This window comes from Caecibacteroides pullorum (genome assembly GCF_019239235.1).
Classification (GTDB): Bacteria; Bacteroidota; Bacteroidia; order Bacteroidales; family Bacteroidaceae; genus Bacteroides; species Bacteroides pullorum.
This window is the reverse complement of sequence record NZ_JAAZTS010000014.1, coordinates 60,791-77,014: the sequence shown is the minus strand read 5'-3', so window position 1 is coordinate 77,014 and position 16,224 is coordinate 60,791. Positions and strand designations below refer to the sequence as shown.

Below are 16,224 nucleotides of genomic sequence, written 5' to 3'. Positions count from 1 at the left end.
CCTGTTCGACAAGACTAATTTCAATGATGTCAAAGATCTATATAATCCCATTATTCCGGGGCTATTTGATTAATTGTTTAACTCGTCCCATTTTAACGGGACACTAGTGAAACATATAAACAAATTACAACTACCCGTCAATTCTACTAACTATAAATCTATCTCTCACATTTTACTTTACCCACAGATTATCAGGAATAATCTGGTATCAGGGTAGACTGCCTCAACCATAACAATGGTTCAGTGGGCAGTCTTTGTTTTTAATAGACGATATTAATTTATACCCTCTTCACCCAATACCCATTGCCATACCTTGTGTGTATTCTCTGCCCCAGCTGGGCCAACAGACGACTGAACGAAGTACAGGAGCAATCTTTCAAGGCAGCGGGATTCTTCTGTTTTAATACGGCATAAATATCTGCCGCAGACATCAGGCGGGCACCTTGCTCGCCTGCCTCGGCAAACACAAAGCAGTTGCTTATAAGTTCTTCGGCGGGCGTTATGCGGTAAAACGGACGGTTGGCCGCCTGAATTTCTGCCTCTTCGGCCTTGCAGAACCAGCAGCGCTCGCCGTTATTCAACTCATGCAGGAGTTGGGCATAAAGCTGGGCGTGGTCGATGGGCGTCGTACAGTCGATGGCATGCTCCACTTCCACACAAATGAAACGGCGGCTGCCCGAAAGGTCGGTCAGCAGATCGCGGCGGTTGCTCGTGCCGATGAACGAGGCAATTCTTGGCAAGGCTTCGGCTGAACGGCGGTAGGCACGACGCACACGCAGGTCTTCCATTTGCATCAGGTTCTTCAGCAGGGGCATCCGGCTAGCGGGAAGACGATCAAACTCGTCCAGGTTAATCAGACCGTAAGAAGCCAGTTTGTTCTCCGCCGACGAGGCGTTGGCCAGGTCGAAGCTTTCCGTGAAGTAGTCACGCAATTCTTGGGGGAGCAACATACGGCAGAAAGTGGATTTACCCAGGCCCTGTGTGGGGCTGACCAGAAGCGGAGCTACACTATTAGCCCTGCGGCCACGGTTGCCCGAGCCTGTCCATTGGGCTGTGACGGCCAGCATCCAGCGGTGGAAGGAACGTATCCAAACGTCCTTATCGGATACTCGTCTTGCCAGTTCCGTCACACGGTCTTTGCCGTCCCATTCAGGCAGGTTCGTGAAATAGAGTTCGAAGGGGTGGTAAGCTTGTACGTGGTCGGATTCCACATATCGCTTGATGTCACGATCCCAACAGTTTACCCCATTTCCGATGGCGCTGAGCGCAATACCGTTCAGAATCCGATTGTCTACGGGCTTATAAACAAGATGATGAACACTGTTCGTGGCTTCTGTATTCAGACGGGCATATTCCGTTCGTTCTGTCAGCAGATTGTAGCGGAAGGCATAGTGCAACTTCAAGTAGCGTGAGAGGCGTTGCATCATCCGCTTTTGCTTCGGTTCCTTTTTCCCTTTTTCTATATCTACAGGGTTGGGCTCTTTCGTAGCAGTTGGAACGGCTTCTATCCATTCCGTCACTTCATCCTGTCCGTTCAGACTGAACATGCGTTTTTCAGGGCTCGCCTGTTGCGGTTTCCAAGTCAGGCGGACGGTGAACTCGCCGTCGCCTGTCACGAGAAAGGCCTGTCCTTCGGGCAAGCGGGAACAGGCACGGTTCAGATCGGCAAGCAGCCGGTCGTACGACGAAGCGGATGGTTCTTCACGGAAAAAGAAATTTCTCAGTTGACAAATCAGATTCATAGGTGTATTCTTTTTCTCGTAAAGATACGACATCAAAAAGGCGAAGTCAAGTTTTTCAACGTAAATAACGGACGATAATCAACCATAATCAACGGAAATCAACATTGCATTGCTTTCACAAGTTGATTTCAAAGATTCCCCTAATGTGATTTCACCACAGACAACTGATAATAAGATACTTATATTGAAACAACCATATTGATCAAGATGCCACATTACCGTACAAGCCGAAGACAATGAACACCGCCGTGAAACTCTATCTTTCAACCTACGTCCCTTTCTTGCAACAGATTACACTACAAATGAAGGATTGAAACCTGATTAGGGCAATCCATTACTCACTACCGATATTGCGTTCCTAAACACCTACTTTAGCTCGCTAAACATGAACTTGGCGGACGCAACTATGGACTTTAGCCTGCAAAATATTTTTCCAACCGTCCTTGCACCACTTCCCTTTTGTGATTTCACAAAAAAAGTGTAGTTTTGCTCTTGAAACAAGTTTTGCAAGATTATGACTAAATTTGAAATAGAAGAAAAGATAGTGGCGATGCTCAAGACCGTGTACGACCCCGAAATACCCGTAAACGTATACGACCTGGGCCTGATTTACAAAATTGACGTGACGGACGACTTCAACGTCAGCATCGACATGACGCTAACGGCGCCCAACTGCCCGGCGGCCGACTTCATTATGGAGGATATCCGCCAAAAGATAGAGAGCATCGAAGGTGTGGCCTCGGCCACCATCAACCTGGTCTTCGAACCCGAATGGGACAAGGACATGATGAGCGAGGAGGCTAAACTAGAACTGGGATTCTTATAACAAAAACAACAGCATATCATGAAACAGAAAACACTTGGCCTGCTGGCCTGTACGGCACTGCTCTGCGCCTGCCAGCCTGATCAGAAACAAACGACCATCACCGGCACACTGGCCGGCGTAGAGAGCGATACCCTGATTGTGAACTATTTTGCCGTATCGGACTTAAGCCGCAGCACGATACACCGCGACACCATCGCCTTGCAGAACGGAAGCTTCACCTGCCAGCTGGAGAACGACAGCGTGCCGATGGAGGCCTTCTTCTACGCCCAACCCCGTAACGGAGCCGCCGCCGCATCACTTCGCAAAACCATCACAGTTGTAACCTTCCCCGGCGAAACGGTGGAAGTAAGCGGTTCGATGGACGACTACCACATGAAAGGCAATGCTTTCCACCAGGCCTACGAAGAAGTGCGGGCCCTGTACAAGCCCTATGAGGACGAGATGCACAAGGTGACACAAGTCATCATGGGCATGCAAAGTGATGGCACACTGACACCCCAACGCCTCGACTCCCTGCGCCAAATCTATGAGCCGATCAATGCCGACATGAAAAAAGTAAAGGAAGACTACATCCGCCAGCACCCTGACGAAGACATCTCCGTCTATCTGATATCCGACTTTGGCAAAACCGCGAGTGACCTGCTCGACCTCATCGGCGAAAAGGCACAGAACGGCCCGATGGCTCCCCTCTACAAGGCCATGAAAGAAGCCATCGAGCGGCAGAAAGCCCGCGAAGAAGCGCGCAAAAATATGGTCGAAGGCGTCACAGCCCCTGACTTTACGCTGAAAGATCTCCAAGGCAAAGACCTCACCCTGTCGTCCCTGCGCGGCAAGTATGTAGTACTGGACTTCTGGGGAAGTTGGTGCGGTTGGTGTATCAAAGGTATCCCCGACATGAAGAAATACTACGAAAAATATAAGGACCGCATGGAGATATTGGGTGTGGACTGCAACGATACGGAAGAGAAATGGAAAGCAGCCGTAGAGAAGCATGAACTGCCCTGGCTGCACGTGCGCAATACGGACGAGGCAGACATCACGGTGAAATATGGCATACAAGGCTATCCTACCAAGATTGTCATCGACCCCGAAGGCAAAGTAGCCAAGATTGTGGTAGGCGAAGATCCCGCCTTCTACAAATACCTGGACGAACTGTTCAAATAAAAACCTAACGAATACGCCTTATGAAGAATGTATATTTCCTCTCCGACGCCCATCTGGGTTCGCGTGCCATAGAGCACGGCCGTACGCAAGAACGCCGGCTGGTGAACTTTCTGGACAGCATCAAGCACAAGGCTTCGGCCGTCTATCTGCTGGGCGACATGTTCGACTTCTGGTACGAATTCAAGCTGGTGGTGCCCAAAGGCTACACGCGCTTTCTGGGCAAGCTGTCCGAACTGACGGACCTCGGAGTGGAAGTACACTTCTTTACGGGCAACCATGACATCTGGTGCGGCGACTACCTGACGAAGGAGTGCGGCGTCATCCTGCACCGTAAGCCGCTGACCACAGAAATCCATGGCAAGGAATTCTATCTGGCCCATGGTGACGGACTGGGCGACCCCGACCGTAAATTCAAGTTTCTGCGTGCCGTTTTCCACAGCCATACGTTGCAAACCCTGTTTTCCGCACTTCATCCCCGCTGGAGTGTGGAACTGGGACTGACATGGGCCAAGCACAGCCGCCTGAAACGGGTGGACGGCAAGGAACCTGACTATATGGGCGAAAACAACGAACCACTGGTGCTCTATACCAAAAAATATCTCAAGAGCCACCCCAACATTAATTTTTTCATCTACGGGCATCGCCACATCGAGTTGGACCTGATGCTGAACGCCTCATCGCGTATCGTCATTCTGGGCGACTGGATCAACTACTTCTCGTACGCCGTATTCGATGGTGAACACCTGTTTTTGGAAAACTACATCGAAGGCGAAACAAAACCCTGACAAAATAGAAACGTTGTCTGACAAAACTGACATCCTTTATGGAAAAGAAGAAAGACGGATTTCCCAATGAAAAGGCCATTGTGATTCCTCAAGAGATTCTCCTCAAGGTGCAAAAGAATCCCATGACCAGCCTGCTCTATCCGACCGATATCGGCTACTATCCCCATGCGGAGAACCATTATCGGCAACGGGAAGAAGGCAGTGAACAACACATTCTGATCTATTGTCACGAAGGAGAAGGCTGGTATGACATCGGAAAAGGTCGATGTTTCATAAAAAAGAACCAGTTCTTCATCATCGAAGCCGGTACGCCTCACACCTATGTCGCATCGGCCCAACACCCATGGAGTATCTATTGGGTACATTTTGCCGGCGAAAAAAGCTGCCTCTTTGCCGAACTGTTCAATCGGACCAGTCATATCGATGACTCACCTTCCGCCCGATTCGACGACCGCATTCGCCTGTTCAATGAAATCCTGGTAAATCTGGAGATGGGATACAGTGTGGAAAATCTGGAATATATCACCCTCTGCCTATGGTACCTGCTGGGAAGCTTCAGATACATCCCTCAATTCAGAGAAATAAACAAGCCACAAACACAAGACACCATGCAGAAGGTTATCAACTTCATGAAAGCCAACCTGAACAAGCAGCTCACACTGGAGGACATCGCACAGAGCGTAAACTATTCGCCCGCATACCTGAGTACCGTATTTACCCAAAAAGCCGGCATGTCTCCCATCAGCTATTTCAATCAGCTGAAAATACAGAAGGCATGCCAGCTCTTGGACTTTACGGACAAGAAGGCTAAGGAAATAGCCTTCGAACTGTCCTTCAGCGATCCCTACTACTTCTCAAAGGTATTCAGTAAATACATGCACATGTCTCCTAAAGAATACCGCATGAAGAAGAAGGGATGACACACATATAAATTATTCACACATTTTCAGTAACTGTTGTCCTACCTGATGATTGATATCAAGGCCTATCACTTCAGACAGAAACCGACGTGCCTGTTCCTTATCGCCCAATCCCAGGTATCCAAGTCCCATTACCAGATTGCAATGGATAAGGTTACGGACATTCAAGTCATCATCCCAAATCAGCAGATCAGGAAGCGAAACGGCAAAATAATCAATCTTGACCCTGTCGAACAGATGCTTTTCGCCGTGCTTGATAAGACGGTTAAAACGGCTGCGCGCCTTGTCTTCCTCACCCAATTTGCGCCAAGCCAGTCCCTGATAGAAAATCTTGTCCGGCTGCTGGTCGTTATAGAAGAACGCGATAGCCGGTTCTGCCGAACCCTTAGTTGCCCGTTCAAAGTAGGCTTTCGCCTGATCCATGTCTTCCAGTCCTTCGTAAGCACATCCCAACCAATAATGAATATCATTCTCCTCGGCCATCGAAAGTTTTCCTTCACCCAAGTTATCGGGATATTTTTCTGTTTCCTTCAAAAGCCGTACGGCATCAGTATAGCGTTTCTCCGCCAATGCCTGCTTGGCCAGCTCCACACGGCAGAATACATATTGACTTGTAACCTTGCCTTCACCACCTTCCCACGGATGGAACTTGCGTGCATTAATCAAGTCGTAAGCCTTCTGGTATTCGCCCAGCTGATTATATAGCGTGATACGTTCAATACACAAATCATCGCGTTGTTCTACTTCGTTCGCATGAGCTTCCAGGAAATCCAGACGCTGACGATGCGGATAGCGAAGTTTCTTATACAACTGGTCAAGTTCCATCAGGATACGTGCATCAGTCGTATCAAGGCTATAGGCTTTCTCCAAAGCTTCACGTGCCTTTTGAGGATTGCGCTGTTTGTTGTAATAAGCTAAAGACAAATTGCGCAATACCGTCGGAAATCGGTCGTCGAGAGCAACCGACGTTTCCCAACATGTCACAGCATCATCGTAACAACGAACGGCGTAATGGAAATTACCCAAATAGTAGGGAGCCTTGGCTCCTGTCGGGTTCAAAGTCATGGCATCCTGCAACATCAAGACTTCTTCCAGTTTATTGGGGAAACAATAATCCGGACACATCTGTTCTGCTTTCTGATAGTAAGCCAATGCTTCATCCTTCTTTCCTGCTTTCGAAGAGAAGTAACCCAATGCATAATATACCATCGGATACGTATTCTCTGTATCTTCTGTCACAAAAGAAAGCAATTGCAAAGCCTCATCATACATGCCGGCCGAAGCATAATCAATGGCATATTCGATATAACTATGAACAGCACCGCGCATCAACGTCTTCAAATCTTGCTTCACGGCCGCTGCCTCTTCCATCTTACCCAATATTTTTTTAATCAAATAGGCTTCAAAACGGCATCCCATATTGAAGCGGTCCATCGACAAGGACTCATCAACCAATGCCATTGCACGGGTATAATCACCTGTCTTCCGCAAGAAGGAAGTCTTCAACTGACGTCCCTTATGATTCAACCAGTTGCGATAAAGCGAACGGTTTATATGATCCAATCCGCTTTCATAATCCTTTCGAATCATGTCGATCTGAGCCAGTCCCATATAACCGGCATCCTGCCAAGCTGCATTCCAGGTAGCTTTGAAGAAAGCGTCATAAGCGCCGTCTATATCACCCTGCATCTTCTTGCTCCAACCCAAGTTATAATATGGTTCACCGTCATAAGGATTTGGATTACGTTCCGTCTGTGTCTTAATGGCACGATCAAAATATTTTTGGGCCTCGGCAAAACGTCCACGACGCATCAGCAGCAAACCGACCGCATTATTGCAGCGAATGTCGCTCTCGTCACGACTCAAGGCTTCCATATAATAGTCCAACGGCTGGTACGTGGCATGACGATATTGCTCCAGATGATGTCCGGTCAGGAAGAGCTGCTCCATACTGGCTATCTGCTTGGGGTCGAGCGCAGCCTTAGCCGGCTCAGGTATCGGTCTGATCTCAGGTTTATCCGCCTGATAACTTACCATCACGTTGCCTTTTTCATCCAACACAACCAATTTTAAGTCTTCAGCCTTCTGCGTGTCGCATTCCACCACTTGCATATAAGTATGCTCGGGAGAAACCGCTGTAAGCGTATCCAAATAAATACGGTGATTTTCCACATTAGTCAGCATGACACGCACTTCGCGATGGGCAGCCGTCGTATAGAGGATGACCTTCATCCGTCCGTCTCCCTCGGGAAGCAGATTGATCAAGGCATCCCGAGTGGCGTTCTTCACCAGGCCAACTTTCTGATAAGGCATGAAATACTGTACCCAAGACTTCTCCTCGTAAGGTTGAAGCCACGTGAAGTCCGGCTGATTGTCGCAATACATACCGGTCATCAGTTCAATATAAGGTCCGTCTTCATCCGTCAAGTTGCGGTCCCACGCCTGTCCAAAATCACCGTTACCCCACGTCCATTGCTTCTTGCCGGCATTCACGTGATGGTCTGCCACATGGAGGAGTCCGGCTTCGATATGTTCCTCGTAACCGCCAACAAAGTCGTACTTCGAATTGATGGCCATGTAAGAAGTCGGAACAGGAATATTCTTGTAGCGGGAAATATCCACACCTGCCGAATAATCTACCTTGTAATATTCGCCGGTAGCAATCGGGAAACTTGACACAGCCCGCTTTCCATGATCGAAGACGGCATTCACATCAGGTGGGAACACCGAATAGTAATCCTTATTCACCACAACGGCCGGATTGGCCCACCACAGGAATGTCTGTGGGAATGGAGTACGGTTGTACACCTTTGCTTTGATTTCAATATAAGCCTTGCCCGGATAAAGAGTAAAACCTGCCATACCTTTTGTCCGGAACATACGCTCCACCTCACTGCACCACACCGTCTTACTACCATCCGGAAACTCCTCAATCATGCAATCGGTCGGCAAATAGGTACTGGGGCGATGGTGCTGTGGCCAGTTGAATTCGATACCTCCTGAAATCCAAGGACCGGTCAGACCAACCAACGCAGGTTTAATCACCTGATTATAATAAACAAAGTGACGTTTCTTCACTTTATCGTATGCCATCTGGATACGTCCGCCCAGTTCAGGCAAAATCATTACCTTGATATACTCATTCTCAATGAAGAATACACGCCAGGGACGGTCGTGTTTCTCATCCTCTATTTTTTCTACTACCGGATAAGGATAGACCGCACCCGAACTACCTTGATAGACACGCTTTTCGAGAAAAATCGGATTCTTTTCTTCCTTACCAATTCCATAAGTAGGCAACATCACGACTTCTTCCCAAGCCTTTACTTCCGAAGTATTTACGGTACTTCGTGTCAGATATTCTGTTATTGCTTCCATAATTTATATGTTAATTGTAACCTAATAAATTCCTTTTGCCGATTGTTTTTGATTGTCTGCCGTCCCAAACACATCTTTCATCTTGTCCAATCCCTCCATTCGGGACGGTGCGAAGGCTGCACTATTCATATACTTCAGAATAGAGGCCAACATCTGACGAGCCACCGGACGTTTGTCGAGAGCAGTCTGTAGATCAAACGTAGCCAGCATCAGTTTTCCTTTACCGACACCACCTTCGTACAAAGAAGCCAGACGACGGTTATTGACAAAATTATCCACCATTTCTACAATAGGAGATCCGCCATTCAAACTATCCACAATCATTGTTGTAGAATTTATATTCAAATCCCACCATTGCCAGTCGGTATGCATATCCGTAGGGAAGTCTGACAAAGCCGGATGAGACGGATTACAGAGTACCCCCATCGTACCTGCCTGATTGGGGAAATGAACCGGGCTCCAGAAAACAGGTACAAATTTGCCCTCAATACCTCTCAACGTATGCCAATCAGGATTGAATAAGACCTTCTTTCCTTCTACCAGCCATTGCATGGCGGTATTGTAGTCTCGGGTATATTTCACATCTCCCCAGTTGAGTTCTATCTCCAAAGGATAAACCCAGATATTCCAGCAATTACGATACTCCGAGTTCTCCAACGACAAGCAGACCTCCAACTTTGAGGCTTTGGTTATACTATTCAGAGGTAATACGATTTCACCCAAATTCTCGTTATGTCCCATCCTGAGGTCTGCAACATCAATACGACCTTTTCCAACCGACTTTCCTGCGTCTTTCACTTCCCAAACCAATGTTCTGTCTTTCAGTTCCTCCACACCATAATTACTCAATTCGGCTTTTGCCACAAAAAACTCATTATTCGTATAGACAGCTTTGGGAAAACGAAGCAATGGAACCACTGGTGCACAAAATTCTCGGAATTCACGTCCTTGAATAATGCCTTTACTCTCCCAAAAAGCATTCAACAGCCCGACCAATGCCGTACCCTGCCCAGGAAAATCATGCAAATCAAGCAACTGAAATCCGCTGACACCTGATGTCTTCAAAGCACGTTCAATCTCTTCCTTATAGAGTATAGCAGCCAACTTTCCAGATGCCTGTAAATATTGAGGTGCCTTCTCTATCAATCCTTTCCGCTCCAAATCTTGCTTCACGGCCATAAAATTCAGCGGAATCAACGTACCGGTGTATTTAGGAATCTCTGTCAGATCGGGATATACGGAATATTGCCCGACCTCGTGTGTGACCAATGGTACTTGCATACCTTCCACCGAACTGCGATAATCTTTCTCAAATGAAGGGGATTCCTCGTTGAACACACCCTGCCCCCGTACCCAGCCTTTGCGGGTCCATTGTGTTACAAAAAAGTCGTCGTCCGGTTCTGGCCATTCTCCATGTCCTTTTTCAAACGTAAACGAAGTAGTTGTGTACAGATGACGACCATCTGCCTTCTTCATTTCCTGTAACAAAGATGCCATAATCTGGAAATCATATTGCAATTCGTTGCCCAAACTCCAAAAACAGAACGACGGATGATTCCCATATTCTTTCCGAATACGACTCGCCTCTGCACGAAGGAAATCAATCGTAGCAGAATCACTTCCTAAAGTTACACTCCACACCGGCAATTCAACCTGAAGATAGAAGCCCATTTCATCAGCAACATTAAAAGCTGCTTCAGGAGGACACCAAGAATGAAAACGAAGATGGTTCAATCCATATTCACGAGCCGAAGAATAGAGTTCCCGCCAAGCTTCCTCGTCTGTAGGCGGAGTACCGGTCAAAGGGAAAATGCAACATTCCAATGTTCCACGCAAGAAAATCGGCCTGTCATTTAACATCAGACAACTTCCAGCCTGTGCAATTTGGCGTAAACCGAATCTTTCCGAAACACACGACGTCCCTTTTTCTGATTTCAGTTCCACATTCGCACAATAAAGATTAGGAGTAAATTCACTCCACAACGGAGCATCCTTATCCAAAGTACACTCCAACTCTACCAATGTTTTTCCCGGTCCAACAGAAATTTTCTTGTTGGCTATTCCATATTCTTTCCCATCTTTTTCTCCTAAAACCAACAGTTCCAGCATAGCCTCCTGTTGCACATCTTCGGAGTTACAGACCGTTACCGCAACTTTGGCTGATCTGGAAGCGACATCCGGATAAATCTGTACATCATCCACACGAACTTTATCAACGGCCTCTATATACATATCGCCTAAGATACCGTTCCACATCACTTGTGTAGCATTCGTATAAGCATGAGCCAAGTCGTTAACCGAAATATCATAACGTTTGCGATTGTCAACCCGTACGGTCAGTAAATGTTTTTCTCCACTCTGCAAATAAGAAGTGAGATTATAACAATGTGGTGAAACCAGACTTTCCTCGTGTCCATCCACCTTAATACCGTCCACCCATACCTGCGTATCCCAAAGTACTCGTTCCAAATGGAGAAAACAATCTTTCTCTTTCCATTCTGCCGGAATCTCCACTTCACGAGCATACCAGGCAGGGCCAACATAGCTATAGGCACGAGTCAAATGCAATAACTGTGGTTTCTCCAAAGCAGGTTTCAGCATAGTCTTTGTCCCCAACTTTGCCATATCGGTAGTACCAGGGAGCATGATGGCCGTTTCATAACAGCGTCCAGGCCAATTTTCCTGTATCCCGACATCAGCACTATCCAGACGCACAGTCCATTTCCCGGCCAAATCAATCCTGCCAACATTCTCGCCGCACGAAGATACCAGCAGCACAACAAACATAAAAATAAATATATTTTTCATGATAAAAATAGATATTGTTTCTGACTGCAAAGTAAAGAGAAACAAAGCGGAAAGGAAATGGAATATTTATTTGAATTGATGTAATATTCCACGGACTTTCAAAAAGAGGACAAATAAATCAGGCCACGCACAAACTTTCCAACAAAAAAGGAGACCTCAGCAGCCTCCTTCATTAAATCCAAATAATAAAATATGGGTGTCATCTCTTACTGAAGCGCCTTCAATGCAACCTCATAGTCGGGCTCGTCAGATATAGTCTTAACCAGCTGAGTGTAAATCACCCTACCATCCTCATCAATCACTACCACTGCCCGTGCCATCAGCCCCTCCAGCGGACCGTCGGCGAGGCGAAGCCCGTAACCTTCCACAAAGTCGCGACTACGGAACAGCGAGAGCGGCACAACATTGTCCAACCCCTCGGTAGTGCAGAAGCGAGACTGCGCAAAAGGCAAATCCATCGACAAGCAGAGCACGACAGTATTTTCCAGTTTCGAAGCACGAGCATTAAACTGACGGACAGACAGGGCACATGTCGGTGTGTCGAGACTAGGGAAGATATTCAGTATCAAACGCTTGCCCCGATAGGAAGACAAGCTGACTTCCTCCAGCGCGGCATTCACCGCCCGGAAGTCGGGGGCCTCCTGCCCCACCTTCACCATCGGGCCGCAGGTATGAGCTTCCACTCCGCGACAGATGACCACTTCTCCTCTCTCCCGTGCAGGACTTCCACTCTGCGCAACCGCTTGCAGCGGCATCAGGCCCAGCGTCAGGACGGCGCACAGGCCCAGCATCGTTTTTACAGTATTCATATCACAAAACAGTTTTTTCCTATACAACAAACTCATACAACATTTGGTTGCATATCCTGTAAGAATTGCCTATCTTTGTTTCATACCAAAACCCGACAAGATGATGGAAACAAGAATCACATCCCCCCGCATCACCGAGCTGAAGCCCGGCGAGATATTCGTTTTCGGCAGTAACCTGGAAGGAGCCCACGGCGGAGGTGCCGCCCTACTGGCTTGGAAAAAGTGGGGAGCTGTATGGGGACAAGGAGCAGGCCTACAAGGACAGACTTACGGCATCCCGACCATGCACGGAGGACCTGCCGAAATTAAGCCTTACGTCGACGACTTTATCCGTTGCGCCCAAGAACATCCCGAACTGACGTTCCTTGTCACGGAAATAGGTTGTGGTATCGCCGGATTTACGCCAAACGAAATAGCCCCGCTCTTTAAAGAGGCTGTCGGCATAACGAATATCCACCTGCCTCAACGTTTCTGGGAGGTACTGAAGGCGAAGTAAAGGCGCGTACGCCGACGCCCCAAAGCCACCAGAATGCACACCAGCGAACAAAAAGCACAGACCACGAAAACGATGCCTGTGGACGAAAGGATATTGCCCATGCCAACCAAAGGCGAAACAATACCGCCCGCAGCAAAACATACGGCACCGAGCAGTGCCGAAGCCGTACCTGAATTCTCGCGCTGACTCTCCATGGCCAAAGCTGTGCTCGAGGTGAACGTCATACCCATACTGAACAGTAAGCCCAACATCAGCATCTCGTAAACCCAAAAACTGCAACCCGACATAAGAGCTGCGCACTGGAGTACCGATATGACGGCCATACCACAACAACCCACCAACGTGCAGCTTTCAGGTCGGTGGAACTTGACCGACAAAGCGGCTGCGATTCCAATAGCCAACGCATTGACACCAAAACAAAGGCTGAAAGCAAAAGCCGAAAACCCATAATGCTGCTGTACAATGAAAGGCGAGGAAGCGATGTTGGCAAACAGTACGCCCTGAGCGAAGGCCATCTGAAGGACGTAACAGACGTAGCGCCGGTCGCGCAGGACAATACCGAAACTACGGAACGTATCAGTCCACTGCTCCGCCGAACGTTGGTCGTGGGACAACGATTCCCGAAAATGGCAACAACCAGCCAGTAGCAGAATGCCCAATCCGAACAAAATCCAAAAGATACCCTGCCAACCTATTAGGTCAGTCAATAGCCCGCCCACGATAGGAGCTGCCACAGGAGCTACCCCATTGATCGCCCCGATAACCGCCAACATCTTGGCCAGTTCGCGACCGGAGAACTTGTCCGTCGCTACAGAACGCGAAATAACAATGCCACCCGCACCCGCAATACCCTGTAGCAGGCGAAAAGCAACAAACTGTTCGATACTCTGCGAAAACAGACACAATAAAGTAGAAATGATAAACAACCACATGGCTACCAGCAACGGCAAACGACGTCCATAACGGTCGCTCAAAGGACCGAAAAACACTTGCCCCACAGCCAAGCCAATCATACTGGTCGTCAGACCCAATTGTACCATCGAGGACGTGGTACTGAAATAATCACCCATCGAGGGCAGGCTGGGCAGGTACATATCGGTGACAAACGGACCGAAAGCGGTCAGCATACCCAGCAATATCAACAAGAATACTTTGGAATTTTCTTTTACCATATATCTATAATCTCTTAGAAAAGCGTGGCAAAGTTACCATGAATTCCTGCAACCTGTAACACCACGTACCACTGCCTATCACCCTTTTTGGAAAACATTTTCAGAAGTTAACAAGCCAAGGGCATTTCCGTCCGAGTGAGCACCAGGAATCATGCAGATTGAGACAGATTTATTTGTCTCAACTTTCTACTTTTCTTATTTTTGCATCCATCAAACCAAAGCAAGAACCACAACATGCAATACCTACTCAACGCCCCCGCCTCGCTGTACGCCACCGTGCAGCTGCCCGCCTCGAAGAGCATCAGCAACCGCGCACTGATCCTGCATGCTCTATCGGGAGGTAGCACACGTCCTGAGAATCTGAGCGACTGCAACGATACACAAGTAATGATACGTGCCCTGGACCACATGCCCGACGTGATAGACATCCACGCCGCCGGCACAGCCATGCGCTTCCTCACCGCCTACCTCTGCGTGACACCGGGCACGCACACCATCACCGGCACTGAACGCATGCAGCAGCGCCCCATCCGCATCTTGGTAGACGCCCTGCGTACACTGGGAGCTCGCATCGACTATGCTGGCAATGAAGGCTTTCCGCCCCTGTGCATCAACGGCACCCAGCTGACGGGCAGCGAAATCGAACTGGCGGGCAACGTGAGTTCGCAATACATCTCGGCACTGCTGATGATAGGCGCCGTGCTACCCGTGGGACTGAAACTGCGGCTAACGGGCAATATCATCTCACGTCCCTACATCAACCTGACGCTGCAACTGATGCACGACTTCGGCGCACAAGCCGGATGGACATCGGAAAGCAGCATCGACGTGACACCCGGCGGCTACCGCGACACGCCTTTCCGTGTGGAAAGCGATTGGAGCGCAGCCTCCTACTGGTACCAAATGACAGCCTTGGCGACCGGTTCTCCTGAGGTAGAATTGTTGGGACTCTTTGCCAACAGCGCGCAAGGCGACAGCCGTGGTGCCGAACTCTTTGCCCGACTGGGTGTACAGACGGAATATATTCCACAAGGCGTGAAGCTCCGCAAGCAAGGACATCCCGTCGTACGTCTGGATGAAGACCTGGTGGATATCCCCGACTTGGCCCAAACATTCGTCGTAACCTGCTGTCTGCTGGACGTTCCTTTCCGCTTTACAGGTCTACAAAGCCTTAAAATCAAGGAAACTGACCGTATCTGTGCCCTTATCACCGAACTGAGGAAACTGGGCTACGTGATACACGCCGAACAAGACAGTATCCTGTGGTGGGACGGCGAACGGTGCCCTGCCGACGAACAACCCGGCATAGATACCTACGAAGACCATCGCATGGCCATGGCTTTCGCTCCTGCCTGTCTCGTCTGCCCCAGCATCCGCATCAACGAGCCGCAGGTGGTGAGCAAGTCCTATCCCCGCTACTGGGACGACTTGCAGGCAGCAGGATTCGGCATTACGGCATATCCCGAAAGCAGATAAACAACAGGTTTCCGCTATTTTAGAACATCCGGCCTCGTCGTGCCCCAAATCTGTGTATCTTTACTTCACTTCGGAATCAAAAGCTTGAAAACTTCGTTTTCGCTTTGTGCTTCTCTAAGTTTGCACTACCTTTGCAAAGCTATATATAAATAAGGTATGTGGATACTGATCGTTAGTCTGATAGTCCTGGCTGTGGTAGCAGCTGTAGCCGGAGTAATACGCAACCGCCGCTTACGCAAACAAGTGGAAAGCGGCGAACTGGAAGCTATGCCCGAAACCGTGCAAGTGGACTCGGAATGTTGCGGACAGCACGAAGTGTGCGAAAAGGAAAGCCTCCTGGCTGCCGTCAGCAAGAAAATAGAATACTACGACGACGAAGAACTGGACCAATACATCGGCACGCCCGGCGACTCCTATACAGCTGAACAGGAGGAGGAGTTCCGCGACGTATTCTACACCATGCAGGCCGAAGACGTAGCCGGATGGGTACGCAGCCTGCAGCTCCGCGGGATTGCTCTGCCGGACAACCTGAAGGACGAAGTCTTTCTCGTTGTCGGAGAACTGAGAGCCAATCCGCATAAGAAGTAGTAAAGGAGGTAGAGAAGATAAAGGCCGATAGTTATTATTAACCACTAAAAAAAGCTGCTA

The 16,224-nt window shown here is 48.7% G+C and carries 12 protein-coding genes; 7 read left to right on the top strand and 5 right to left on the bottom strand.

All coding sequences use genetic code 11. The features are described 5' to 3' along the window. Nucleotides 1–278: 278 nt before the first annotated feature. A complete protein-coding gene (locus HF894_RS10310) occupies nucleotides 279–1,742 on the bottom strand; it encodes a VapE domain-containing protein (RefSeq protein ID WP_204972174.1) in 1,464 nt (487 codons plus the stop codon). A 514-nt stretch (nucleotides 1,743–2,256) separates the two neighbouring features. On the opposite strand from HF894_RS10310, the gene HF894_RS10305 reads away from it, so the two are divergent. The 4 genes from HF894_RS10305 to HF894_RS10290 are packed head-to-tail and all read left to right on the top strand — an operon-like array spanning nucleotide 2,257 to nucleotide 5,437. Continuing rightward, on the top strand, nucleotides 2,257–2,568 hold the full coding sequence (locus tag HF894_RS10305; protein ID WP_021847760.1) for a metal-sulfur cluster assembly factor: 312 nt from the start codon (nucleotides 2,257–2,259) through the stop codon (nucleotides 2,566–2,568). An 18-nt stretch (nucleotides 2,569–2,586) separates the two neighbouring features. Then, nucleotides 2,587–3,732 (top strand): TlpA disulfide reductase family protein, encoded by a 1,146-nt coding sequence (locus HF894_RS10300; RefSeq protein ID WP_204972172.1) that lies wholly within the window; start codon nucleotides 2,587–2,589, stop codon nucleotides 3,730–3,732. A gap of 20 nt (nucleotides 3,733–3,752) precedes the next feature. Next, complete coding sequence (locus tag HF894_RS10295; RefSeq protein ID WP_021847762.1) at nucleotides 3,753–4,517, top strand: UDP-2,3-diacylglucosamine diphosphatase; 765 nt, start codon at nucleotides 3,753–3,755, stop codon at nucleotides 4,515–4,517. A gap of 38 nt (nucleotides 4,518–4,555) precedes the next feature. Then, complete coding sequence (locus tag HF894_RS10290; protein ID WP_021847763.1) at nucleotides 4,556–5,437, top strand: AraC family transcriptional regulator; 882 nt, start codon at nucleotides 4,556–4,558, stop codon at nucleotides 5,435–5,437. 12 nt (nucleotides 5,438–5,449) lie between these two features. Here HF894_RS10290 and HF894_RS10285 read toward each other — a convergent pair whose 3' ends face one another. From HF894_RS10285 to tpx, 3 genes are all read right to left on the bottom strand, one after another. Then, a complete protein-coding gene (locus tag HF894_RS10285) occupies nucleotides 5,450–8,815 on the bottom strand; it encodes a DUF5107 domain-containing protein (protein WP_204972170.1) in 3,366 nt (1,121 codons plus the stop codon). A 21-nt stretch (nucleotides 8,816–8,836) separates the two neighbouring features. Beyond that, nucleotides 8,837–11,623, bottom strand: a complete 2,787-nt coding sequence (locus HF894_RS10280; protein ID WP_204972168.1) for a glycoside hydrolase family 2 protein — start codon at nucleotides 11,621–11,623, stop codon at nucleotides 8,837–8,839. A gap of 206 nt (nucleotides 11,624–11,829) precedes the next feature. Continuing rightward, nucleotides 11,830–12,378, bottom strand: a complete 549-nt coding sequence (tpx, locus tag HF894_RS10275; RefSeq protein WP_075319144.1) for a thiol peroxidase — start codon at nucleotides 12,376–12,378, stop codon at nucleotides 11,830–11,832. A gap of 157 nt (nucleotides 12,379–12,535) precedes the next feature. Between tpx and HF894_RS10270 the strand changes: the two genes are divergently transcribed. Continuing rightward, a complete protein-coding gene (locus tag HF894_RS10270) occupies nucleotides 12,536–12,928 on the top strand; it encodes an A1S_2505 family phage non-structural protein (protein WP_204972176.1) in 393 nt (130 codons plus the stop codon). Here HF894_RS10270 and HF894_RS10265 read toward each other — a convergent pair. After that, a complete protein-coding gene (locus HF894_RS10265; protein ID WP_204972166.1) occupies nucleotides 12,895–14,100 on the bottom strand; it encodes a multidrug effflux MFS transporter in 1,206 nt (401 codons plus the stop codon). The two genes, HF894_RS10270 and HF894_RS10265, sit on opposite strands and share 34 nt — an antisense overlap. 234 nt (nucleotides 14,101–14,334) lie before the next feature. On the opposite strand from HF894_RS10265, the gene HF894_RS10260 reads away from it, so the two are divergent. Beyond that, nucleotides 14,335–15,576 (top strand): 3-phosphoshikimate 1-carboxyvinyltransferase, encoded by a 1,242-nt coding sequence (locus tag HF894_RS10260; protein ID WP_204972163.1) that lies wholly within the window; start codon nucleotides 14,335–14,337, stop codon nucleotides 15,574–15,576. A 156-nt stretch (nucleotides 15,577–15,732) separates the two neighbouring features. Further along, complete coding sequence (locus HF894_RS10255) at nucleotides 15,733–16,164, top strand: phospholipase (RefSeq protein ID WP_204972161.1); 432 nt, start codon at nucleotides 15,733–15,735, stop codon at nucleotides 16,162–16,164. Nucleotides 16,165–16,224: the final 60 nt, after the last annotated feature.